Here is a 25,119-nt window from a genome sequence, read left to right as displayed (position 1 = left end):
CAATGACGACATAAAAAAGGAGCTTAATCAGCTCCTTTTTGGTTGATACGGATAGAATTACCCAAGAAAATTTACGCTTGCCAATCAAGAATCACTTTGCCAGAAGCGCCGCTGCGCATGGCATCGAAACCCTGTTGGAAATCATCGACCTTGAAATGGTGAGTGATGATTGGGGTTAAATCTAAGCCCGATTGAATGAGACTCGCCATCTTGTACCAAGTTTCGAACATTTCACGACCGTAAATGCCTTTGATGACTAAGCCTTTAAAAATCACTTGATTCCAATCAATCGCCATCGATGAAGGTGGAATGCCCAGCAATGCCACGCGTCCACCATGATTCATGGTTTGTAGCATTGAGCTAAACGCACTTGGTACTCCAGACATTTCAAGGCCGACATCAAAGCCTTCTGTCATGCCGAGTTCATTCATCACATCTTCGAGTTTTTGCTCCGCCACGTTAACCGCTCGCGTTACGCCCATTTTGCGCGCTAAATCTAGGCGGTATTCGTTAACATCGGTGATCACCACATGACGAGCGCCAACGTGTTTCGCCACCGCCGCAGCCATAATACCGATTGGACCCGCACCAGTAATGAGTACGTCCTCTCCCACTAAATCAAACGACAAAGCCGTGTGCACCGCATTACCAAACGGGTCAAAGATAGACGCAAGATCATCAGAAATACCATCGGGGATCTTAAACGCGTTAAACGCTGGTATCACTAAATACTCTGAGAATGAACCAGTGCGGTTCACCCCTACGCCAATGGTATTGCGGCAAAGGTGTGTACGGCCACCGCGGCAATTACGGCAGTGACCACACGTAATGTGCCCTTCACCAGAAACGCGATCCCCTATCTCAAAACCGCGAACTTCTTGACCAATGCCAACCACTTCACCGACGTATTCATGACCCACCACCATAGGCACAGGGATGGTTTTTTGCGACCATTCATCCCAATTGTAAATATGCACATCAGTGCCACAAATCGCGGTCTTTTTGATTTTAATCAGTAAGTCATTATGACCCAGCTCTGGCATATCGACTTCAGTCATCCAGATGCCTTGCTCGGGTTTTAACTTGGCTAATGCTTTGATTTTCATTTGATAAGCCCCATCTCTTGGCCGACTTCAATAAAGACGTCAATCGCTCTGTCGAGCTGCTCGCGACTATGAGCCGCTGACATTTGCGTGCGGATCCGCGCCTGACCTTTTGGTACCACCGGGAATGAAAAACCAACCACGTAAATGCCCTTCACTAATGCACGCTCAGCAAACTCAGCGGCCACTTTCGCATCACCCAGCATAATCGGGATGATCGCATGATCAGCGCCGCCCATGGTAAAACCTGCCGCTTCCATACGAGTACGAAAATGCGCTGCGTTGCTCCACAGTTTATCGCGCAACTCACCACTCTCAGCTAATAGATCTAAAACTCGCAGAGAGGCGGCGACAATTGCTGGTGCAACCGAGTTTGAGAACAGATAAGGACGTGAACGCTGGCGTAGCCAATCAATCACTTCTTTCTTACCGGAAGTATAGCCACCGGAAGCGCCGCCCATCGCTTTGCCTAGCGTTCCGGTAATAATATCAATTCTGTCGATAACGTTATGGTACTCATGAGTCCCGCGGCCATTTTCGCCCATAAAGCCCACCGCATGGGAGTCATCCACCATCACCAAAGCATGATACTTGTCCGCTAAATCACAAATCGCAGGCAAGTTCGCCACTACGCCGTCCATAGAGAAAACACCATCGGTGACAATCAGCTTATGGCGTGCGCCCGCTTGGTCGGCAGCAATCAGCTGCTGCTCCAACTCTTGCATGTTGTTATTGCTATAACGAAAACGCATCGCTTTACATAAACGAACGCCATCAATGATCGAAGCGTGATTGAGCGCGTCAGAGATGATGGCGTCTTCTTTATCAAGTAACGTTTCAAATAACCCAGTATTCGCATCAAAGCACGAGGTATAAAGAATCGTGTCTTCTTTACCCAAAAAGGCTGATAGCTTCTCTTCAAGCTGCTTATGGATATCTTGCGTACCACAGATAAAACGTACCGAAGCCATCCCGAAACCATGGGTCGCCATGCCTTGCTGGCCCGCTTCAATCAAAGCCGGATGATTAGCCAAACCAAGATAATTATTGGCACAAAAGTTAAGTACGTCTTGACCGGTTGAGATAGAAACCGCCGCTTGTTGCTGTGAGGTGATCACGCGTTCAGATTTATAGAGGCCTTCGGTTTTAACATCATCCAACTGTTGGCGTATTTGTTGATAAAAATCACAAGACATTGCATTTTCCTTATTGGTTGCCGTTATCTCCAGCAGATTAGATAGTCAGTGTAATAGAAGCCTATGAATGGGATTATCTCGCTTTGCGGAAAAGCATTCATGAACTTAATTCACAAATAGACTTCATTGACTAATAACTAGCGACCAATGTACTCAACCATCGCATAAGAGCAAGCGATACCGCTCGACGAACGCCATAAGAATAAAAAAGCCTGAAGACACAAAGCATCTTCAGGCTGACTCGATGACTAAAAAACACGCAAGAGGTTAAAAGTTAAAATATTGCAGTCCATTACCAGGAGCTAACAACGTTTGTGAAATATAGCGATGAGTCGCCGTGGTTGGATGGGTGACATCCCAAAATACAAATTTATCTGAACCATCACGAGCACAGGTATTGGTGATCGGGTGACGATATAAATAATCTGCTGCAGAAGAACGGGTGAGATTCAAGCAGGGTTCACTGGCATTGGTAAAACCATGCTTTTCAGGTTCAGCGACCATTGAATCAAATAATGCATGAGTATCAAAGAGATGAATCGCGTAACCTTGTACGATATATTGCGCGGTTAGCTGCTTTAAAATGGTATTCAATGCGGTAATTTTACCGCGAATTAAATCAATTTCCGCCGGTGTCGAATAGGTAAACTGCGGTGCTTTAGTCACATCTGGTAGCGTCATCATTAAAATATTTTGCGCCCCCGATTGCGTTAAACGTTGTAACGCTGTCGTAAAGTCTGCCTCAACCTCAGCAACATCGCGGTTATAATTCATAAAATCATTCAAACCAAAGACCAAAGTATATAAGGTATTTTCTGGACGGTAATTTTGTGCTTTACCCATGTACTGTAAATAAGAATCTACTTGCCCAGTGACACCGGTTAAAGCCACGTACTGATTAGCCCCAGCTGCACCACCAACCGCCCAGTTATAGACCGGCATGTTTTTAGACTGAGCAAGGTACTCTGTCCATACCAACCCATTAGAAAAATGCCCTAAAAACCAACTATTTGGATTCGGAAAACGCCACTGAGCGGCATTAAAAATATTGCCCGTATCCGATAAGCTATCACCAAACGCGACAATCTTGTTGATTTGATTAGCCTGCATCACAGGATCATTCGACCAAATCGTATGATTTAAAGATAAACGATTATCCGCCGCATAAAAGGTAATATCCGCATTATCATGGTTAATGCTTAAAGTGTGTTCGCAGCGCTGACGAATGGTATTTTGTGAGGTCTGAGTATAAAACATATTTTTTAACCCGACCGAGCTCCACCAGTAACCTTCCAAGGTAAAATAACTGCCGTCATTATTTGTCGCCCACTGCCAATCGGTTGCAGGATCATTACGACTATGACTCGTGCGATACCAGCAACGCACATAGGTATAAGTTTGTCTACCTGTAGGAGCCACTGAATAATTTGACTGCGCAGCTTCAGGAATAGCAAAAGTAGGCATAACCGATGTACCAATAGGTAAAGTTACACTTAAAAGAAAAGCTAATATATTCATATTCATACCTTAAACAATTCAATAAATGAATAAATAATGGTTAATTATCTTCCTGATGAATCAAAACATATTAGCTCAAATTATATTTCAAAGGGTAGTCAATAATAAAAATTGTGGCACTAAGGTCAAATTCGTCGTTCATTTATCTTCATATCGACACTATCCGTTCTATAAAAAATAAAAATAACCACATTATTATCAATGGCTTAACCCAGCGCCCATTAACTCAATTCGTTTATTTTGTGATCTTATTTCAATAAAAATACTAATTATAATTATTTTCTTTTCTGTTTAATTATTTTGCGCTATACGTGATCCAGTCATTCGCTGTATTTATGAATATTAGCGCAGTGACACTGTTGATATATAAAATGCTCGCGATTGACTATGCGATATAACTAAATCACTGAGCACTATAGCTTTAAGTAAGCTAAGTGATCAGAAATAAAATATCGGATGATCAACCTGCAAAAATATCGCTCAAAAAGGACAGGGCAAATGATAAAAAAAAACCAATTAAAACGTTACGTTAAACTAGGTACAATAGCGATTGTCGCCGGTAGTGCGACTTCCGCGATGGCTCACCCAACGCTGGCATTTGATGAAGCGAATATTCCTACTCGTTACATTGTCAAATTTAAGCAAGATGAACAGCCATTCTCGATGGCCAATAACCCATTCTGGGGCCCACGAATTGGTCAGCAAGCTCTATTATCACAGGTACAAGCCAGTGATATTGAACCTATTGGTCATGATGCTTTATACAGTGCGAAACTTGCAGAAGAGCGCGTTGAAGCCCTCCGTTCACGCCCAGATGTCGAGTATGTAGAAATCGACCCACCGCGTTTTTTAATGAGCGAAACCACACCTTGGGGTTACTTTGCCGTTAAAGCCGATCAGTTAGAGGATAGTCAAGCTGGCAATCAAACCATCTGTATCATTGATTCTGGTTACGACCTCGCCCATAACGATTTGAGCGGTAACCGAGTCACAGGGACGAACGATCGTGGAACTGGGCAATGGTACATTCCGGGTAGCAGCAATGCCCATGGCACCCATGTCGCGGGTACGATTGCCGCCATCGCCAACAACGAAGGTGTAAAAGGCTTACTACCAAATCAAAATGTTAACCTACATATTGTCAAAGTATTCAATGAATCCGGTTGGGGCTATTCATCGACGCTCGTGCGAGCGATTCAAACCTGTGCGGATAATGGGGCAAAAATTGTCAACATGAGCTTAGGGGGTAGTCAATCAAGCCGCACCGAACAAAATGCAATGAATGCATTGTATGAACAAGGAGTATTAATGATTGCCGCTGCGGGTAACTCCGGTAATACCGCACACAGTTATCCTGCCTCTTATGATTCAGTGATGTCTGTCGCTGCCGTCGACAGCAATTACGATCATGCTTCGTTCTCTCAAGCCACTAACCAAGTAGAAATCGCTGCGCCTGGAGTTGCCGTACTCTCTACCGTCAGTGTAGGTGAAGGGGTTTTATCAACAATAATCACTGAAGATCGTGATTATTTTCGCCGTGGCGTCGTGCCACATAATCGCTTAAATAATAATGGCTTTGGTTTTGAATCGGCACCGATTGCGGGGCAATACACCGCACCTTTAGCGTTATGTGATACGAGCTCTGGTCGCTATCAATGTGGCGATATGCGTGGCAAAATTTGTCTCACTGAACGAATCGCTAATGAAACGCCATCCGTTCGTCCAGAAATTAATGCTGTTGCAGCCTGTAACAATGCTGGCGCGTTAGCAGCGATTGTCTACAGTAATCAGCAACGTCCTGGCCTCCAAAACCCGTTTGTTCTCGATCAATACGACACTCATCCGTTATTGTCTGTCAGTGTTAATCGTAACGTAGGGCAAGAATTGGCGGCTTTAGTCGGGCAAGACATTACCGTATCCACTCGTACCGGTGAAGATTATCAGTACTATAATGGAACTTCGATGGCAACACCGCACGTTTCAGGCGTTGCAGGCTTAGTGTGGAGTTATCATCCACAGTGCTCTGCAAAACAAATCCGCCAAGCATTAACTCAAACCGCTCTGGATTTGGATGTCCCGGGTCGAGATAATCGCACTGGCTACGGGTTAGTGAATGCACTCGCAGCGAAAAACTATTTGGATGCGGGGTGTAATGGTCCGCGAGGTTAATTCCTCTCGTTAGGCTTAAAATGTCAGGTCGTCAAACGGCGCGATCCCCTTGATTTACTGTCCATGTTGTCTTGGGGATCGTTATTTTCAAAACATAAACGATGATAAGACGACACCCTATCCAAACCTCTAAAAGTCGCAGGCAGGGTGAACAAAGAGAAACCAACACCGCTGCAGCTTTAAAGAGGCAGAGGATATTGATTAAGGAAGAGAGGCCATTATGTTAGCATCCTTACTATTGATAATAACCAGCTTATCACCACTCCCCACTGCCACTCAGACCAATTTTCTTGCGGAGGATAGCACCATCGAACAAAATCAATCTACGTCACGTTTTTATGTCAAATACCATACTGATAAAAAAGCCGTGGCGCTCGAATTACTAAAAAGTTTGGAACTGACCTTAATTGATAGCTTCGATGACCAACAGGTGCTCGTCATCGAAGGTGAATCATCGATTGTCGAATTACTCAACGATAGTCCATCGATTGAATATACGGAACCCGTTCCTATTCGCTCCCTTTTTTAATGATTAGCGGGTGATTGAGGAAGGGGATTACATCACCTTTCATATAAATAATGACTAATTAATCAATGGCATATATCCCACACTGCATTCTCCCTACAAAATCTCTGGCACAAGTCACAAAAGTAAATATTAATAATGATACATAGCGACGATTTGGTTATTAATCTGCCAAAATGATGCGCTTTTTCAAAATAACCGCATTGCACTCTGTAAAGTAAACAACCATATTGCCGATGATTTCGTCTCTGTGTTGCCACGAGAAAAAATGAACCGATCACTATTGTTAAAAGTACTGTTGTTAAAAGCGGTAAGCAAAACCAATCCTCCTTCCTAAGTTGGGAGTTGAGGTTAATATTATTAACACTTAATTAGATAAGCACAGGCACTATGCTTAACACCAAACTTATCAGTCTACTTCCTGATCTTGCGACGTTTATACTGGTCGTCAACGAAGGCAGTTTTACTGCTGCTGCTCATAAGCTTGGGGTCACTCCCTCAGCGCTCAGTAAACTGATCACTCGCTTAGAGCTGGCTCTCAATGTCAAACTGTTTGAGCGTACCACGCGAAAATTAATGATCACTCAAGCCGGGCAACGGGTTTACGACCAATGCTTAGTGATGATTAACGCGGCTCAACAAGCCGTTGACTTATCTGATGCTGATCATAGTGAGCCATCCGGTTCACTGACCGTCGCCGCCCCTGAAGCTTTTCTGCATTCGGTGCTGCAGCCTTTTGTACTGCCTTTTCTTAAGCAATATCCTTATATCCAATTAAAACTACGCGCCGCCGATGGTGAAATCGATTTATTTCGACATAATATTGACGTCGCCTTTAAGCTGACCGATAAACCCGATGAAAATTTAGTGATGCGTGAACTCTGTAAAACAAATTTGGTGCTATGCGCTAGCCCAGATTATCTTCAGCAACGTGGAGTACCCGCTCATCCCACTGAACTCATCGAGCACGACTGTCTCTATTTAGCTGAAACCGAACGCGATCATATTTGGGATTTTCTTAAAGAGGATGAATTTCATACCGTTGCTGTCACCGGTCGATACGCAGTCAATCAATCCCAAATCCGCTTAAATGCGGTAAAAAGTGGCTTAGGGATTGGTATCTTTCACGATTTTGTAGTTCAAGATGCCATCGCCGAGGGAAAAGTGGTGCAACTACTGCAAAACTGGACGATAAAAAGTAACTACCACGGAGCGATTGCCATGCAATATGCTCAAACTAAGTACATGCCAGCGCGCTTAAGAGTTTTCATCGACTTTGTCTTAGCCCATTTAAAACCCAAATTAACCATGCCGACGCCCGAATAAATCAAGCCCAAGCAATGAGCTTGGGCTTGATGATAACAAAAGGTAAATCGTTAGCGTCTTCGATGGTATTCCATACGTAATTGATCAACTTCTCTCAAGGTGAGCTTAGCTTGAGCTAACTGACCGCTGTCAAGTTCATGACTCAACCGATCCAACACCGCTATTAGCTTAGTGAATCCCTCTTGATAAACATCATGTCGACGAGGAGGATATTGACCTTGTTGGGCTTTATTTACTAACTCCGTTAACTTAGTGACAGGGACTTGCATTTCTTGCACGGTTTGCGCGCTCGCCGCCTGAGAAAATTCAGCCCTCATTTGACGCATCACTTGGCGCAAATCGACATCCGCTGCCCATACTTGACTACTCAACAGTAATCCGATTGTTAACCACACACTCGATTTAATGATCCTTTTTTGCATCACTGGCTTCCTTGTTATTATCGTATTAGTTATTTGCTATTTGCTATTTGCTATCCAAGACTTCTACTGCACCATTATAGTCAATGCTTGAAAAAAGTGACGTCACCAAAAGTCGAAAACCACTCATGGATCGATACGACTTATCCCAACACATCATTAACGATAGTAATCCTGATATTCGCTAATTCTGGCTCTTCCTCTTAATGCTAAAAAATCCAAAAACTGTACAGGAGTATGAGTAATCACTTTAGCGCTATCCATCGCTAAGCTGTCTAACAACTCACTGGCTAATGTCAGGTTACCAACATCATGACAAAAATGGGCGTCACTGCCTGTGGTCAACCAAGCACCGTGTTTTTTGGCTTGTTCAGCGATTTGATAACAACGATCAACACTGCCCACTCGACTATGGCCTTTTAGGGTACTGTTATTAATTTCTATCGCCACATGATGCTCCGCAGCACAAGCGACGACCGCCGCGAAATCAAAATCAAAATTCGGATTCCCCAAATGGCCGAGCGCATCCACTCGACCACTTTTGATGGTATTGATTAACGCTTGGGTATGGGTTGCTTTATCTCTGGGTTTAAATACGGGCTCATGAAAGCTGGCGATCACCCAATCGAGATTTTGATCAACAGAAGGATGGAGATCGATCTCTCCTTGAAGATTAAGTATATTCGCCTCAACGCCACGTAATATCGCCACATCATGAAGAAATCGCGGCAAAATACGTTGGTTGGAAAAAAACCAGTAATGGGGAGCGCCCGGCATCGAATGGGCATGGTCGGTGGTGCAAAACATCGACAGCCCTTTCTCCTGAGCCGCTTTGGCATTTTCAATCAAGGTACTATAAGCGTGACCACTGGCGTAGGTATGGGTATGAGTATCGACGGCAAGTTTCATAATCAACTCCCTTTATTTAGTGAGCTTACAGTTTACCAGCCCCGCCCTCGGCTTACCAATCAACTGCCATACGAGTTCGCTACGAATCTATTGCTCTATCCAATTCCTACTCAATAAAGTCAGGTTAGATTCACACAATCGATCAGCCACCTTGGCAAGTCAATCGACGTGAACAATACTTACTCCATTGCATAGCTTAGGGCATCGTCATGGTGAAGCGTTATTTCTCTCTCAGCATACAAATCAGCACACTATTTATGGTGTTAGTGAGCTTGATTGGTATCACTCTTATTTCCATCAGTTATTACCATTCACGTCAACTGATGGGTAATATCGCGGATAATATCAGCCATGAAAATAGCACAAAGGTTGAAGTTGCCTTTCAACAAAGTATTACTCCTATTTTAACCACTCTCGATTTTATGGCATTAAGTCATTTTATTGAAATGGAGCAACTACCAACGGAAAATTCTCATTTTTTAGCTTCACTACGTTTAGTGTTTGAACGCAATGATAATCTTGTCGCCCTCTATTTTGGTAATCACAAGGGTGATTTCACCATGATTCGTCCACTCTTCAACCCACAAACTCGATTACGCTTTCAAGCACCTGATCAGGCTACGCTATTCATTAATCAAACTAGAACCAATGGGCAAGATACGGTTATTTTCTTAGATAACGATTTTCAGACCATTGATCGCCGTGAACATGGTAACAATACCTTTGATCCGCGTGAGCGTCCTTGGTATCAAAATGCCCATGAGGATGGTCAGATTCGTTTAACGGACCCCTATTTTTTCCACTTTCTACAAACTTTTGGAGTGACTCTTTCACGTCGTTCAAGGGATAACAGCACTGTAGTCGGCGCAGACTTCACTCTTGATAGCTTATCTCAACAATTGGCGACGATTGCTTACTCGGCTAACACTCAATTAGCCTTATTTGATCAACAGTTTCGTCTTTTAGCCGAACATAATAGTCCATTATCATTAACCGATGATGCGTTGATCACCCATCAAAAATTATCCACCAGTGTCTTTGCCGGTGTAGCACAACGTGTTACCCAACAAGCGATATTTAGCGATGTGGCTTTTAATGGGCAAACCTGGTCGGTTACCTTAATCCCCATTGCATTAAGTCCACACGTTCAATTATCGTTAGCTCAAGCAACCCCCCAAAAGGAACTTCTTGCCGCATTGCTCAGTATGCGTAATCGACAAATTGGGGCCGCTTTTATGATGCTCGGCTTAGGTTTCATTATCGTTTGGTTTGTTGCTCAGCGTCTTGCTCGTCCCCTCAGTAACTTAGTTGTCCAAACCGATAATATCTCTCGCTTTGATTTCCAAAAAACTCGCTATCCGAAAAGCATCATTAAAGAAGTAGCGGATTTAACGAAATCCATCGAATTAATGGAACATACCTTACATGATTTACTGCGCTTGCTGCGTGATACCGCCTCTAACCAAGACTTTGAGGTATTTGCAAAAACGATTACTCATCAAAGCTATTTGATCACCAAAGCTGAAACGATTTTGCTCTATACCTACAACCACGAGCAGCAGCATTTCACCACGGCGGCCAATCATGCGATCATTCCGTTTAAAATTGATATTAATTCACTGGTACAAAATACACCTTGGTTATTGGCTGAACTTCGCCAAGGACAAACGGTACATTTGAATCGCAACGACAATGTGTTGTTCCCACTGAAAGAGCAGCTCTATAACAGCGACATTTATCTCTTCCCGCTGCTCAATAAATCACGCCAATTGATTGGTGTGTTGAATTTAGGTTACGAACGCGCCATCACTAAAGCTCAAGCGGATAAACATGCGTTCCTGCGTGAAGTGCTTAGTTTTGCTGAAATTGCCAAAGATAATATTGATAAAATGCAGCAACAAAAGCAGATGCTTAATGCGTTTATCACTTTGATCGCTTCGGCGATTGATACTAAATCGCCCTATACCGGCGGTCACTGCCAACGAGTGCCTGAATTAACAAAAATGCTCGCTAAAGCTGCCACTAAAGATAAGCGCTATTTTCCTGATTTCACCTTATCAGCCGAGCAGTGGGAAGAATTAATGCTCGCCGCTTGGATGCACGATTGCGGTAAAGTCACCACTCCCGAATTCGTAGTCGACAAAGCCACTAAGCTTGAGACCATTTATGATCGGATTCATGAAGTACGCATGCGCTTTGAACTACTGAAAACGCAAGCTGAAGCTGACTATTGGCAAGGGCTCGCTACCGGAGGCGACCCTGATTTACTTAAAAAAACGCTCTCTGAGCAACAGCAAGCCCTTGATGATGATTTTGCCTTTGTCGCACAGTGCAACATCGGCAGTGAATCAATGACGGATCAAGATATCGCCCGTCTTGAACAGATTGCTCAACGGCAATGGAAGCGTACCTTAGACGATCAGATTGGTATTTCTTGGTTAGAAGCACAGCGCCACACCAACAAGCCCAATTTACCGGTGATGGAAAACGTGCTCGCCGATAAAATCGTTCACCAGATTCCGTGGGATAGCGATCCGCTAGCCACAATAGAACAAGAAGGCTTTGTGCTTAAGCCCAAACCGCTGCGCTATAACCGAGGTGAGCTGTATAACCTCAGAGTGCGCCGCGGCACCTTAACCGAAGAAGAGCGGTTTATGATTAACGATCACATTGTACAAACCATTGTGATGCTAAAACGGCTTCCCTATCCTGAGCACCTCAAGCAAGTGCCTGACATTGCAGGTGGTCACCATGAACGTATGGACGGTAAAGGCTATCCACGAGGATTAAACGAACAGCAACTGTCGATTCCTGCGCGGATCATGGCGATTGCTGATGTGTTTGAAGCGCTGACCTCTAGCGATCGTCCCTATAAAAAAGGCAAGAGTCTGGAAGAAGCCATGCAAATCATGACGACGATGGCCACCAGTGGGCATATTGATCCTAAACTCTATCTGCTCTTTTTAGAACAACACGTGTATCTCGATTATGCACAACAGTTTCTAACCAACATTGAATTTACCAGCTTTGACCCCTCATCCTACATCACGACCGTAAAAACCTATTTACGAGATAGCGTTAATATTTAATCGATTGCGCTATCAATAGTTGATGTGTGTCAAATTGTCGTAGACAATACCCTCCTCGCTTAATCACGCTAGCCAGCGTGATTAAGCCATACCTTACGACTTGGACGTATCGCCTCAAGTGGTCAGGTATATCGGTTTTGACGATACCAACAATAGTCAAAACCTACTTTTTATTTTGGTATTGCGCTGCTAGGGTTGGCGCATGCTAAGTACCTCGTTTTTAAGGGGAAGATGATGGTAATACCTGAAAACAGTTGCATCGTAATTTTTGGTGCATCGGGCGACCTAACTTATCGAAAGTTAGTGCCTGCTCTGTATCATTTATATGCAAGTAAGCAACTACCTGAATCCTTTACTATTTTAGGTGTCAGTCGTACAGAGTACAGTGACGATTCTTATCGTGAAAAATTAAAACGCTCACTGCGTGAATTAGAGCAAACCGAGCCAGCTATTCTTGATGCCTTTTGTGAACATCTTCACTATCAAGCACTTGATACGTCCGACATGGACGATTATGCCAAACTCTCAACGCGTTTGACTGAGCTCGCCGAACAGTATCAACAACAGCAACGCAATACCTTATTCTATCTCGCCACCCCACCGAGTTTATATGGCGTCATTCCTGCCTGTCTCGCGGCTCATGGCTTAAATGATGAACAAGACGGCTGGAAGCGCTTGATCATCGAAAAACCCTTTGGTTACGATTTGCAGTCAGCTCAAGCGCTCGATATTGAAATTCATCGTCACTTTGCTGAGCACCAGATTTATCGCATTGACCATTATTTGGGTAAAGAAACGGTGCAAAACCTGCTGGTATTCCGTTTTGCCAATGGCATGTTTGAACCCCTTTGGAACCGTAATTTTATTGATTACGTCGAAATCACTGGCGCGGAATTTTTAGGGGTTGAAGAGCGTGGCGGCTATTATGATGGCTCTGGCGCTGTGCGGGATATGTTCCAAAACCACTTACTGCAAGTCTTGGCGATGGTCAGCATGGAACCACCCGCAGAAATCAATGCCAACTCTATCCGTAATGAAGTAAACAAGGTTTTACAAAGCTTACAACCTCTTTCAGAGGCGGATTTACGCAATAACCTCGTACTGGGTCAATATACAGAATCAGAGATTCGTGGTCAGTTCCTGCCCAGTTATCGAGACGAGCCGGGCGTTGCCGATGATTCACGCACTGAAACTTATGTTGCGCTGAAAATGTTCATCAACAACTGGCGTTGGAATGGGGTTCCGTTTTATGTGCGCTCTGGCAAACGCCTGCCAACCCGCGTGACCGAAGTGGTTATTCACTTCAAACGTACCCCCCACCCAGTGTTTGGCCAAAATGCCCCTGACAATAAGCTGATCATCCGTATTCAGCCTGATGAAGGCATTCAAATGAGCTTTGGCTTAAAAGAACCGGGCGCTGGATTTAAAGCCAAAGAAGTGTCGATGAACTTTCATTACACCTCACTGGCCGAAACCAAAATGCTCACCGCTTATGAGCGCCTTTTACTGGATGCGCTCAATGGTGATGCGACCTTATTTGCTCGCACCGATGCGGTGGAAGCGTGCTGGAAGTTTGTGCAACCAATCCTCGATTTCAAGCAAGATCCACAAGCATTGTTTGGTTATGCCTGCGGCACCTGGGGACCGATAGAAGCCGATCAACTACTGGAACGAGATGGCCGCGCATGGCGTTTCCCTTGTAAGAATCTCACTGACACGGATTACTGCGAACTATGATCAATCATAAAATTTTTCAAACACCACAGCAGGTGGTGGATACGCTGGCAGATGAGATGCTGCGCTATAGCCAGCAGAACCAACCAGTACATATCTCCCTTTCTGGCGGTAGCACGCCAAAAATGCTCTTTCAACGACTCGCAAGTGCGCCCTACGCTGAAGCGATTGATTGGCAAAACCTGCATTTTTGGTGGGGTGACGAACGCTGCGTTGCAGCGGATGACCCAGAAAGCAACTATGGCGAAGCCAATGCGTTACTCTTTAGCCAAGTGGCGATCCCTGCACAAAATATTCATCGTATTCGCGGTGAAGCGGATCCACACACCGAAGCTGAGCGCTTTGCCGCTGAAATGCTGCAATGCATCACCAGCGAGAACGGTACTCCCGTCTTCGATTGGATATTACTTGGCGTCGGTGCCGACGGTCATACGGCGTCACTGTTCCCTGACGTGACGGATTATCATGACCCACATTTATCGGTGGTGGCAACTCAACCTCAATCAGGTCAGTTACGAGTATCGAAAACCGCCAAAGTTTTACAAGCGGCGAAACGGATCAGCTATCTTGTGCTTGGCGCAGGCAAAGCAGATATCGTCCATGAAATTCACACTACTCCTGCGGATGAGTTACCTTATCCAGCAGCAAAAATTCAGTCGACAACGGGTGAAACCGAGTGGTTTTTAGATTTAGACGCAGCGAAAAAGATTGCGTAAAGGAGAGAAATAAATGAAAGGTGATATTGGTGTAATCGGCCTAGCAGTAATGGGCCAAAACCTAATTCTCAACATGAACGATCACGGCTTTAACGTGGTGGCTTATAACCGTACCACCGCGAAAGTGGATGAGTTTTTACAAGGCCCAGCCAAAGGCACCAAGATTGTCGGTGCTTACTCACTACAAGACTTAGTCGATAAGCTCGCCACGCCTCGCAAAGTCATGCTGATGGTCCGTGCTGGAGATGTGGTGGATGCATTTATCGATCAATTAGTTCCTTTACTCGATAAAGGTGACATCATTATCGACGGTGGTAATACCAACTTCCCAGACACCAACCGCCGTGTGGCCGCGCTACGCGAAAAAGGCATTCACTTCATTGGTACTGGCGTATCGGGTGGTGAAGAAGGCGCGCGCTTTGGCCCATCCATTATGCCCGGTGGCGCACCAGAAGCTTGGGAAGCGGTCAAACCGATTTTCCAAGGTATTTCAGCCAAAACTGAAGCCGGTGAACCTTGTTGTGATTGGGTAGGCAACGATGGCGCTGGTCACTTCGTGAAAATGGTTCATAACGGTATCGAATACGGTGATATGCAGCTCATCACTGAAGCTTACCAGTTTATGAAAGATGGCTTGGGAATGGACCACGACGAGATGCAAAAAGTCTTCGCCGAGTGGAACAAAACTGAACTTGATAGCTATTTGGTGGAAATTACCGCCGATATTCTTGGCTATAAAGATCAAGATGGCCAACCATTAGTGGAAAAAATCCTTGATACCGCTGGTCAAAAAGGCACGGGTAAATGGACGGGGATTAATGCCTTAGACATGGGTATTCCACTGACGCTCATCACTGAGTCCGTATTCTCTCGCTGCTTATCCGCACTTAAAGAGCAACGTGTTGCAGCGGAACAACTGTTTGCAAAAACCATCACTCCAGTGGAAGGTGATAAACAAGAATGGGTTGATGCGCTTCGTCAAGCCTTGTTGGCATCGAAGATCATCTCTTATGCGCAAGGCTTTATGTTGATGCGTGAAGCCTCTAACGAAAACGGATGGGACCTTAACTACGGCAACGTAGCATTGATGTGGCGCGGTGGCTGTATTATTCGTTCCGCTTTCCTCGGTAATATTCGTGATGCGTTTGACGCCAATCCAGACATTGCTTTCTTAGGCTCTGATGCTTATTTCAAAGGCATTTTGGATAACTGCCTTGGCGCATGGCGTAAAGTGGCAGCGAAATCAATGGAAGTCGGCATCCCGATGCCGTGCATGACCTCAGCACTCACTTTCCTCGATGGCTATACCACCGCTCGTTTACCAGCGAACTTGCTGCAAGCTCAGCGTGATTACTTTGGCGCACACACTTATGAGCGTATTGATCGCCCACGTGGTGAGTTTTTCCATACTAACTGGACTGGTACTGGTGGTGACACCGCTTCCACGACATATGATGTCTAAACGATTGGCTAGCGAAAGGGTTGACTACTGATAAATTCATCCTTAGTATCTACGCCTAAAAAACAAGCATCAAGGAGGATGTTAACTGAGTTAACATCCTCTATTTTTTAGACTCCAACATCAACATTGAGATCCAACGATGACCATTAACAAGTTCTATGTATTTGTCCCACAGGCAGTGGAAGAAGACGCACATACGGAAAGTGAAGTGCAATCAGCAATGGAAGCTCAACGTCAAGCATTGGTAAAACAAGCGCAACAACAAGGCGCACTGGCTTAATCAATAAGCAGAGCCAGCTCATTGCTCGCTCTGCTTACCTCTCTTTACTTACTCTTCACGTTTATCTATACCTAAATCACTTGGAGTTGCAGGTAGGACGGGAATATCACTATAAAACAATATCCTGCCAGTCATGACTAGCAAAGTAATCCGCTAAATGATCGATCAATGCCCTGACCGCCGGTGATAAATGTCGCCTTGACGGATACAAAGCATAAATCGACATGGTTTTTGGCTGCCAGCCAGCTAAAACCGATACCACCTCACCTTTTGCTAACGCACCACTGGTTAAATACGTTGGCTGCAACGCGATACCCATGCCATGCACGGCAGCATGCAGCAAAGTGGTCGCCTCATTGGCGGTCAAGCGGCAGCTCACTTCCACTGATTGTAATACCTCATCTTGCGTGAGATGCCAAATATGTCGCTCGAAATTTTTATATCCTAAACAAGCGTGTTGAGCGAGATCGCTCGGCTGGGTGATCGCCGGATGCGCAGCTAAATAACTGGGCGCAGCCACTAATATCGACTCACATTTTGCTATCGGGCGACCAATTAGCGAGGGATCCGGATCGGCGGCAATCCGAATCGCCAAGTCAATCCGCTCAGCAATCAGATCTGCCGTTTTATCTTGCACATCAATATCGACCTCAACTTGCGGATACTTGGCGAGGAACGGCTTTACCGCCGGAATTAACTGCGCAAAACCAAATGACATGCTGGTCGCAATCCGAATTTTTCCCGCTAAGGACTGACTATCCATCAGTTGATGTTCTAACTGCTGAGCTTGCTCTACCCAGAGTTTAATCGCCTCTAAACACTGCTCTCCAGCAGTGGTTAACGACACCTTACGTGTGGTTCGATTCAGTAATCGCGTTTGTAACCAGCTTTCCATGGTTTCAATGTGCCGAGTCACCATCGGCCGCGAAATATCCAGTCGATCGGCTGTGGCTGTGAAGCTTTGCGTAAGCGCAACGTCGAGAAATACTTGAGCCGCGGTCAGTTTATCCATCGTATTAGTTCGAATTAAGAAACAATGATGTCAATTATTAGCTATATATCCGAACAAGTCTAATTCGTATGATAGCTCCCGAACCGATAACCCACTTTCGATACTCTATTTTAGGATAAATAATCATGAAAAAACTGACTCTACTGACCGCAACTACACTGATCAGCAGCACTGCATTTGCGGCGCAGCAACCTTTAACACTGGACGTTTACAACGCCGATGGCAATAGCTTTCATGTAAACTCAACCTTAGTTTACGGCGCAACAGAAGCCATGGTGATCGATACTGGCTTTACCAAAGCCGATGCCTTACGCATTGCCGCTAAAGTCATCGATTCAGGCAAAAACCTAACCACGATTTTTATTAGCCAAGCGGATCCTGATTACTATTTTGGCGCGGAAGTATTGCATGAGCTATTCCCTGATGCGAAAGTCCTCACCACTCCGGGAGTGCGCGCGACAATTGAAGAAAAGCTGGATGGTAAATTAGCATTCTGGGCTCCGAAAATGGGCACTAACGCGCCAGTGAAGCCGGTATTGCCTACCGCTTATCATGGTAAAACACTGACGATTGATGGACAAACTATTGAGATCCACGATGCTGAAGGTGAGCTAGCCCATCGCCCTTACTTATGGATCCCAGCCAACAAAGCCATTTTGGGCAATGTGGCGGTCTACGGTAACGTTCACCTATGGATGGCCGATGCGCAAAGCGATGCGAGCCGTCAAGCGTGGGCACAGCAGCTTGAGCGCATGCAAGCCTTAAAACCAGAAGTGGTGATCCCTGGTCACATGATTGCCGGCACTCCATTAGATGCCTCAGCGATTAGCTTTGCTCAGCGCTATTTAACGGATTTTGCTAAAGCGAAACAAACCAGTAAAGATAGCCAACAATTAATCAAACGCATGCTTAAGCTTTACCCTGATGCCGGTTTACCAATGGCATTAGAGATTGGCGCGAAAGTACATATGGGTGAAATGCAATGGTAAAGGTACACTACTTTTTTGACCCAATGTGTGGCTGGTGTTTCGGTGCTAGCCCACTGCTAGAAACACTGGCTGAAATGCCGACTATCACACTCAAGTTACATCCGGGTGGGATGTTGCCACGCTCCGAATTGGCCGCCGAGTTTCGAGCGCATATATTAGAGGCAGACCAACAGATTAGCCTGGTGACTGGACAAGTTTTTGGTGAAGCGTACCGCTCGCGAATTGCCAGCCAGCAGCCGCTCATCGTTGACTCTTACCTTACCGCTCAGGCGATCATCGCCGCTGAGGAATTACAAGGCCTAGGGTTTGCGATGCTGAAAAAAATTCAGCAAGCCCATTATCAGCTAGGATTAACCGTTGCCGAGCCAGAAGTATTGACTCAGTTAGCAAGCCAATTAGGTATTGAGCACGATAAATGGCACAACGCCATGCAGCAAGCCAAATCTGATTTACCAGCCACGATTGCCAATAGCAAACAACTGATGGCTCAGTATCAATTACGGGGATTTCCATCGATGATGATTGAATTGGCAAATGGACAGTGGCGCTCGGTACAGCCGAGTGCCTACTATGGTAAACCTGAAGCGTGGCAAGCTTTTTGGCAGTCAATGCTAGCTGCCTGATCCTAGCCAGATTCTCTTAACCTCTAGCCATAGTGCTACTAAAAAAATAGCCCCCAGATTTGGGGGCTATTGACGTTTACAGATTAAATCAATCAATGATTATAATAGATCAAAACGATCGGCATTCATCACTTTGCTCCAGGCAGCAACGAAGTCATGCACAAACTTTTGTTGGTTATCTTGTTGCGCATAAATCTCAGCGTAAGCACGTAAAATCGAGTTTGAACCGAAGACTAAATCGACTCGGGTTGCCGTCCATTTAGCCTGACCCGTTTTGCGGTCACAAATCTCATACGAGTTACGCCCCGTCGGTTTCCATGTATAACGCATGTCGGTTAAATTAACGAAAAAGTCGTTACTTAATACGCCCACGTTATCGGTCAATACCCCATGTGGTGTACCGCCATAGTTAGTCCCCAGTACACGCATACCGCCGATCAGTACCGTCATTTCTGGAGCGGTTAAACGCATCAACTGTGCGCGATCCAATAGCAGCTCTTCAGGCTTGACGACATAATCTTTTTTCAACCAGTTGCGGAAACCATCAGCCACCGGCTCAAGGACATCAAATGAAGCAACGTCCGTTTGATCTAGCGTTGCATCACCACGACCAGGAGCAAACGGTACGGTGATAGCCACGCCCGCCGCTTTAGCCGCCATTTCTACCCCAAGGTTACCAGCCAGTACGATGGTATCAGCGACACTGATCCCTGCTTCAGCAGCAATCTTCTCTATTACCGCTAACACTTTCGCCAAACGCTGTGGTTCGTTCCCTTGCCAATCTTTCTGTGGCGCAAGACGGATCCGCGCACCATTCGCACCCCCCCGTTTATCGGATCCGCGGAAAGTACGAGCACTGTCCCAAGCGGTGGAGACCATTTCACTAATACTTAAGCCGCTGGCGGCAATTTTCGCTTTCACTGCATCAACGTCATAATCGCTACGTCCCGCTGGGATTGGATCTTGCCAAATCAACTCTTCTTTAGGAACATCAGGACCAATATAGCGAGCTTTAGGTCCCATATCACGGTGCGTCAGTTTGAACCAAGCGCGAGCAAACACCTCAGAGAAATAAGCTGGGTCTTGATAAAAACGCTCAGAAATCTTGCGATAAGCAGGGTCCATTTTCAGCGCCATATCGGCGTCAGTCATGATTGGGTTATAGCGAATACTTGGATCTTCAACATCAACTGGCTTATCTTCTTCTTTGATATTAATCGGTTCCCATTGCCAAGCGCCAGCTGGGCTCTTTTTCAATTCCCAATCATAAGTAAACAGCAAATAGAAATAGCCGTTATCCCATTGGGTTGGATGGGTTGTCCAAGCCCCTTCAATACCACTGGTCACCGTATTACGACCGATGCCACGCTTAGTATGATTCATCCAACCTAAGCCTTGCTCATCCAGTTCCGCGCCTTCAGGGGCGGGGCCTAAATTCGCCGCATCGCCATTACCATGACATTTACCAACGGTATGACCACCGGCGGTTAACGCAACCGTCTCTTCATCGTTCATCGCCATGCGCTCAAAAGTAACGCGCATATCATGAGCGGTTTTCAGTGGGTCTGGCTTACCATCGACTCCTTCTGGGTTGACATAAATCAGCCCCATCATTACTGCTGCTAATGGATTTTCAAGATCTCGCTCTCCCGAATAACGGCTGTTTTTAGCGCCACTCGGTGCCAACCACTCTTTTTCTGAACCCCAATAAATGTCTTTTTCTGGATGCCAAATATCTTCGCGCCCAAAAGCAAAACCAAAGGTCTTAAGACCCATCGATTCATAGGCCATATTACCGGCAAGGATCATCAAATCCGCCCAGCTGATTTTATTGCCGTATTTTTGCTTGATTGGCCACAGTAAACGGCGAGCTTTATCTAAGTTGGCGTTATCTGGCCAAGAGTTGAGAGGAGCGAAACGCTGGTTACCCGTACCCGCACCGCCGCGGCCATCAGCAATACGATAAGTTCCGGCCGAGTGCCAAGCCATGCGGATCATTAAACCGCCATAGTGACCCCAGTCGGCTGGCCACCAATCTTGGCTATTGGTCATTAACGCTTTGAGGTCGTTTTTTAAAGCGGCAACATCGAGTTTTTTTAGTTCTTCACGGTAATTAAAATCTGCACCCATTGGGTTCGTTTTCGTGTCATGTTGGTGCAAAATGTCAAGGTTGAGCGCTTTAGGCCACCAATCCATATTGGTCATTTCATTCGATGTCACGGCACCATGCATAACTGGACATTTGCCACCTGACGAGGTGTTATTGTTTTCCATTATCTTCTCCTTGCGACACATTGCTGCGATGATTCATCGCATTCACGGGTAGATTTCTATCTAAAAATCTTATACTTTCATTGTGTTACTTTTTGCTCTACTACACTTTAGATCAAGCTGAATGTTCTGCCATCAATAAACTTGCGCACCTTCACGAGTTAGAGAAAATCTTCTCAACGTTTAGCGCTTGAGGCATAGAATAGGCAATATCGCTAGTGGCTGCTAATCGCCTCGAACGATTAATCTGATAGGTAAACGTCCAAATAACTTGAAGATTCAGCAAGGTAGGTAGATAGTAGTCGAATAGCATTCGATAACATTAACCATAATCAAACTGCATTGCATCTATCACGAGTTCTATCCCATTATGTGAAGTATGTATCGGTGCTCATACCTAAACCCGTTGACGTTGCAGGTAGGTAGTCAGAGAGTTTAGCCTATGAACATAGATGATCATGGGCGTGAAATAAGCAAAGTAAACCAACACTGCAGCTTCAACTAAAAAGTTATATACCTAAACAATTTGGCGTTACAGAAAGACGGTAAGTGAGTAAGCCCCCATAGACAACGATGTGATTGGGGCGAGTGAACCTAGCCAACACCACGTAAGTTCAAGTCGCAAAGGTATAAGTCAATAAAGGAGATAAAGATGAATATTGGTATCAATGAATCTGATCGCATTAACATTGCCCAAGGACTAAAACGGTTACTCGCCGATTCGTACACCCTGTACCTACAAACCCATAATTTCCATTGGAACATTACTGGGCCACAATTTCGTGAGCTGCATTTAATGTTTGAAGAGCACTACACTGAGCTCGCGGTTGCAGTGGATGACATCGCCGAGCGTATCCGCTCTTTAGACGTAGCGGCGCCGGGAACCTACAAAGAATTTGCTGAGCTTAGCTCAATCAAAGAAGTGGTAGGGCTAACTGATGGCGTGGAGATGGTTAACATCCTTACTCAATCTCATGAACAAGTGATCCGTACTTGCCGTGATGTACTGAAACTCGCTCAAGCGGCAGACGATGAGTCCACAGCTTCACTGGTCTCTGACCGAATGCGTGTCCATGAAAAAACCGCATGGATGCTACGCGCTACTTACCGATAAGCGTCATAACGATCCTCGTTTGACTTCCTATCAAGGTTAAACGTCTAAAAAATCAATAAAGGGGTGTAATCGCGCATCCCTTTTTATTTTCCTCCTCGCAAAAAATTCCTCTTCCCTTTGTTTTTCCATAGATTTTTAACTACTTTCCGTGCATTATTTCTCATTGGTGACAGTTATAAAAATAACCAAAGCTCAGTCTGTTACTGTTAATGACGAGGAGGCGGTATCGCTATCATCATCTGATGACCAACGAATACCGTCCAGTATCAAGGGATAACATCACAAGGACCAGATCGTGACTTATATTCACAACACCATTGTCAAATTACAAAAAACAAGTCCTGCACAAGCTGAATTTTATCAGGCGGTAGAAGAGATTTTAGATTCTTTACAGCCCATTCTAGAAACCAACGATAAATACAAACAGCATGCGATTATTGAACGAATTGTTGAACCTGAACGCCAAATCATGTTTCGAGTGCCTTGGGTAGACGATCAAGGACAGGTTCAGGTCAATAAAGGCTATCGTGTTGAATTTAACTCGGCATTAGGCCCATACAAAGGTGGGCTACGCTTTCATCCGAGCGTCAATGCGAGCATCATTAAATTCTTAGGCTTTGAGCAAATTTTCAAAAATGCATTGACCGGTTTACCGATTGGCGGCGGTAAAGGCGGAGCCAATTTCGATCCTAAAGGCAAATCCGACGGCGAAATCATGCGCTTTTGCCAATCGTTTATTAATGAGTTGTATCGTCATATTGGACCGACATGCGATGTACCCGCTGGCGATATTGGTGTAGGTGCTCGTGAGATTGGTTATATGTTTGGTCAATACAAACGGTTAACTGGCCGTTACGATGGTGTCTTTACTGGAAAGAGCCTATTGTGGGGTGGATCTTTGGTGCGTAAGGAAGCCACCGGTTATGGCTGCGTTTATTTCGCGCAAAATATGTTGGAAGATAACGGCCTCTCGCTAAGCGGTAAAACGTGCTTAGTTTCCGGTGCTGGCAATGTCGCTATTTACACCATAGAAAAACTCTACGAACTGGGCGCAAAACCGATTACCTGCTCAGACTCTAACGGGACGATTTATCATGAAACCGGGATTGATTTAGCCACGTTAAAAACATTAAAAGAAGTACGTAAAGTGCGTTTAGAAGAGTATCTCACTGAGCATCCTGACGCTTGCTATATCCCAGCCAGTGATTATCCACAAGATGGGCACGCCGTCTGGCGCTTTCCAGCTCAGTTAGCCTTCCCATGCGCGACACAAAATGAACTAACGGAACAAGATGCACAGGCCCTCGTCGCCAATGGTATTATCGGTGTCTCTGAAGGGGCCAACATGCCATCCACTCAAGACGCTGTAGAAGTCTTTCTTGCGGCTAAAATTTATTACGGCCCAGGGAAAGCCGCAAACGCTGGCGGCGTAGCCACCAGCCAATTAGAGATGGCGCAAAACGCGAGCATGCAAACGTGGAGTTTTGATGAAGTCGATGAAAAACTCAAAGTCATCATGAAAAACATTTACCGCAACGCTCGTGATACGGCAGCAGAATTTGGCGAACCACATAACTTAGTGCTAGGCGCTAACATCGCGGGGTTCCGTAAAGTTGCTGATGCAATGATAGAGCAAGGCGTGGTTTAAAATAATGCCCTTAATGCTGGTTCGCTGGCATTAAGGGTTAACCGATAAGCCCAAGAGAGAACTGAGGGTTTAAACCAGAAATTGCTAACTGCAGTGCTTCTTTAGGCTTTACCGGCATACTATATAAAAAGCCTTGCACGAAAATAACACCCAGCTTTTTTAAAATAGTTGCCTGCTGTGGCGTTTCAACTCCCTCAACAACAAGGTCTATGTTCAAACTGTTAGTAAAACGAACCATAAACTCAATAAACATTTGGTTCTTATCATCATCTAAATTGATAAGAAATTGACGATCAAGCTTTATCTCACTAAAAGTATGAGAAATTAGTTTATCAAAATTAGATTCTTGGCTACCGAAGTCATCCATACTAACACCAAAGCCATTAACCCTGAGCAAGTGTAAATTATTTTTCAAAAACTCTGGAGAATAGTAACTACATGGTTCTTCTGTTAACTCAATAACCAGATAATTAGATGGTAGACTATAAGATTCAAAAGTATTCACTAGAAGATCAATAACATCAGGGTCTGCTAAAAGCAACTTAGAAGCGTTGATAGATACTGGTTTTATTTTTTCAACTAAATATGACTGCCTGACCAAAAAATCTATTGTATTTGATAATACAAAATTAAAAAAATCTTTTTCTAAATTATTCTTTTTTATGAATAATAGGACTTCATCAAGTGATAGTTCTGGAGATAAAGGTGAAACAACTCTTGTTAAAGCTTCAAACCCAACGATTTTATTCGTTAAAATATCTACTTTAGGTTGAAAATATGTCTCAATAATATTAGAAAAGATGACCAGTTTATCATCATAATTCAAAAACTGATTAATAATATTTTCTTTTTTAAATTTTACTTGTATAACAGGCATGAAAATTAAATTTATTATCATATAACATTAATGAAATTTTACTTACTTACAAATTTAAATAAATAAGAAAAAACCACAAATATCGTAGGAAATGACAACCAGAAACAAGGGGAATTCTTACAAAACTTGGCTTAATAT

Annotated in this window: 19 protein-coding genes and 1 pseudogene; 12 read left to right on the top strand and 8 right to left on the bottom strand. The window is 44.7% G+C overall.

From position 1 onward, the window contains the following. Positions 1-71: 71 nt before the first annotated feature. From tdh to CAG58_RS01180, 3 genes are all read right to left on the bottom strand, one after another. Positions 72-1,106, bottom strand: a complete 1,035-nt coding sequence (gene tdh, locus CAG58_RS01190) for an L-threonine 3-dehydrogenase (RefSeq protein WP_004396757.1) — start codon at positions 1,104-1,106, stop codon at positions 72-74. After that, positions 1,103-2,299 (bottom strand): glycine C-acetyltransferase, encoded by a 1,197-nt coding sequence (locus CAG58_RS01185; RefSeq protein WP_161425093.1) that lies wholly within the window; start codon positions 2,297-2,299, stop codon positions 1,103-1,105. The genes tdh and CAG58_RS01185 overlap by 4 nt, the downstream gene beginning before the upstream one ends. Before the next feature lie 267 nt (positions 2,300-2,566). Beyond that, positions 2,567-3,817 (bottom strand): SGNH/GDSL hydrolase family protein, encoded by a 1,251-nt coding sequence (locus CAG58_RS01180; RefSeq protein WP_161425092.1) that lies wholly within the window; start codon positions 3,815-3,817, stop codon positions 2,567-2,569. A gap of 498 nt (positions 3,818-4,315) precedes the next feature. Between CAG58_RS01180 and CAG58_RS01175 the strand changes: the two are divergent. The 3 genes and pseudogenes from CAG58_RS01175 to CAG58_RS01165 form a co-directional block, all read left to right on the top strand. Further along, positions 4,316-5,983 (top strand): annotated as a pseudogene (locus tag CAG58_RS01175) (S8 family serine peptidase); the annotation flags it as partial. Positions 5,984-6,206: 223 nt separating this feature from the next. Beyond that, the gene (locus tag CAG58_RS01170) at positions 6,207-6,515 is read left to right on the top strand and encodes a hypothetical protein (RefSeq protein WP_154170773.1); all 309 of its coding nucleotides are present in this window, start codon (positions 6,207-6,209) and stop codon (positions 6,513-6,515) included. Between the two features lie 387 nt (positions 6,516-6,902). Beyond that, entirely contained in the window at positions 6,903-7,838 is a 936-nt protein-coding gene (locus CAG58_RS01165; protein WP_004396761.1) for a LysR family transcriptional regulator, read from the top strand. 50 nt (positions 7,839-7,888) lie between these two features. Here the strand turns inward: CAG58_RS01165 and CAG58_RS01160 are convergent, their stop codons facing one another. Both CAG58_RS01160 and CAG58_RS01155 read right to left on the bottom strand, forming a co-directional pair. Continuing rightward, entirely contained in the window at positions 7,889-8,260 is a 372-nt protein-coding gene (locus CAG58_RS01160) for a cytochrome b562 (RefSeq protein ID WP_202598162.1), read from the bottom strand. Between the two features lie 156 nt (positions 8,261-8,416). Beyond that, positions 8,417-9,166, bottom strand: a complete 750-nt coding sequence (locus CAG58_RS01155; RefSeq protein ID WP_161426268.1) for a phosphatase — start codon at positions 9,164-9,166, stop codon at positions 8,417-8,419. A gap of 209 nt (positions 9,167-9,375) precedes the next feature. On the opposite strand from CAG58_RS01155, the gene CAG58_RS01150 reads away from it, so the two are divergent. The 5 genes from CAG58_RS01150 to CAG58_RS16785 all read left to right on the top strand — a co-directional run bounded on the left by CAG58_RS01150 (position 9,376) and on the right by CAG58_RS16785 (position 16,447). Then, positions 9,376-12,255 carry an HD domain-containing phosphohydrolase gene (locus CAG58_RS01150; protein ID WP_161426269.1) on the top strand — a complete coding sequence of 960 codons (2,880 nt, stop codon included), beginning with the start codon at positions 9,376-9,378 and terminating at the stop codon, positions 12,253-12,255. A gap of 234 nt (positions 12,256-12,489) precedes the next feature. Next, complete coding sequence (gene zwf, locus CAG58_RS01145) at positions 12,490-13,992, top strand: glucose-6-phosphate dehydrogenase (protein ID WP_161426277.1); 1,503 nt, start codon at positions 12,490-12,492, stop codon at positions 13,990-13,992. Continuing rightward, complete coding sequence (pgl, locus tag CAG58_RS01140; protein WP_161426270.1) at positions 13,989-14,705, top strand: 6-phosphogluconolactonase; 717 nt, start codon at positions 13,989-13,991, stop codon at positions 14,703-14,705. The genes zwf and pgl overlap by 4 nt, the downstream gene beginning before the upstream one ends. Positions 14,706-14,718: 13 nt before the next feature. Next, on the top strand, positions 14,719-16,167 hold the full coding sequence (gene gnd / locus CAG58_RS01135; protein ID WP_161426271.1) for a decarboxylating NADP(+)-dependent phosphogluconate dehydrogenase: 1,449 nt from the start codon (positions 14,719-14,721) through the stop codon (positions 16,165-16,167). A 139-nt stretch (positions 16,168-16,306) separates the two neighbouring features. Then, entirely contained in the window at positions 16,307-16,447 is a 141-nt protein-coding gene (locus CAG58_RS16785; protein WP_004396768.1) for a hypothetical protein, read from the top strand. A gap of 109 nt (positions 16,448-16,556) precedes the next feature. On the opposite strand, the gene CAG58_RS01130 is transcribed toward CAG58_RS16785, so the two are convergent. Beyond that, on the bottom strand, positions 16,557-17,459 hold the full coding sequence (locus CAG58_RS01130) for a LysR family transcriptional regulator (protein ID WP_161426272.1): 903 nt from the start codon (positions 17,457-17,459) through the stop codon (positions 16,557-16,559). Positions 17,460-17,584: 125 nt separating this feature from the next. Here CAG58_RS01130 and CAG58_RS01125 point away from each other — a divergent pair, with 125 nt between their 5' ends. Both CAG58_RS01125 and CAG58_RS01120 read left to right on the top strand, forming a co-directional pair. Beyond that, complete coding sequence (locus CAG58_RS01125) at positions 17,585-18,448, top strand: MBL fold metallo-hydrolase (RefSeq protein ID WP_161426273.1); 864 nt, start codon at positions 17,585-17,587, stop codon at positions 18,446-18,448. Then, positions 18,442-19,071, top strand: coding sequence for a DsbA family protein (locus CAG58_RS01120; protein WP_161426274.1), 630 nt, complete (start codon positions 18,442-18,444; stop codon positions 19,069-19,071). Before CAG58_RS01125 ends, CAG58_RS01120 begins: the two co-directional genes overlap by 7 nt. A 99-nt stretch (positions 19,072-19,170) precedes the next feature. On the opposite strand, the gene katG is transcribed toward CAG58_RS01120, so the two are convergent. Beyond that, the gene (gene katG / locus CAG58_RS01115) at positions 19,171-21,345 is read right to left on the bottom strand and encodes a catalase/peroxidase HPI (RefSeq protein WP_161426275.1); all 2,175 of its coding nucleotides are present in this window, start codon (positions 21,343-21,345) and stop codon (positions 19,171-19,173) included. Between the two features lie 649 nt (positions 21,346-21,994). Here katG and CAG58_RS01110 point away from each other — a divergent pair. Next, positions 21,995-22,456, top strand: coding sequence for a Dps family protein (locus CAG58_RS01110; protein WP_004396773.1), 462 nt, complete (start codon positions 21,995-21,997; stop codon positions 22,454-22,456). A gap of 295 nt (positions 22,457-22,751) precedes the next feature. Beyond that, complete coding sequence (gene gdhA, locus CAG58_RS01105) at positions 22,752-24,104, top strand: NADP-specific glutamate dehydrogenase (protein ID WP_154170783.1); 1,353 nt, start codon at positions 22,752-22,754, stop codon at positions 24,102-24,104. Positions 24,105-24,141: 37 nt separating this feature from the next. On the opposite strand, the gene CAG58_RS01100 is transcribed toward gdhA, so the two are convergent. Continuing rightward, the gene (locus CAG58_RS01100; RefSeq protein WP_161439689.1) at positions 24,142-24,981 is read right to left on the bottom strand and encodes an EAL domain-containing protein; all 840 of its coding nucleotides are present in this window, start codon (positions 24,979-24,981) and stop codon (positions 24,142-24,144) included. Positions 24,982-25,119 lie beyond the last annotated feature (138 nt).

The organism is Vibrio sp. V31_P5A7T61, assembly GCF_009904895.1.
In the GTDB taxonomy this organism is placed as follows: Bacteria; Pseudomonadota; Gammaproteobacteria; order Enterobacterales; family Vibrionaceae; genus Vibrio; species Vibrio metschnikovii.
The sequence above is the reverse complement of the archived record's forward strand: the minus strand, read 5'-3'. Positions and strand labels throughout refer to the sequence as shown.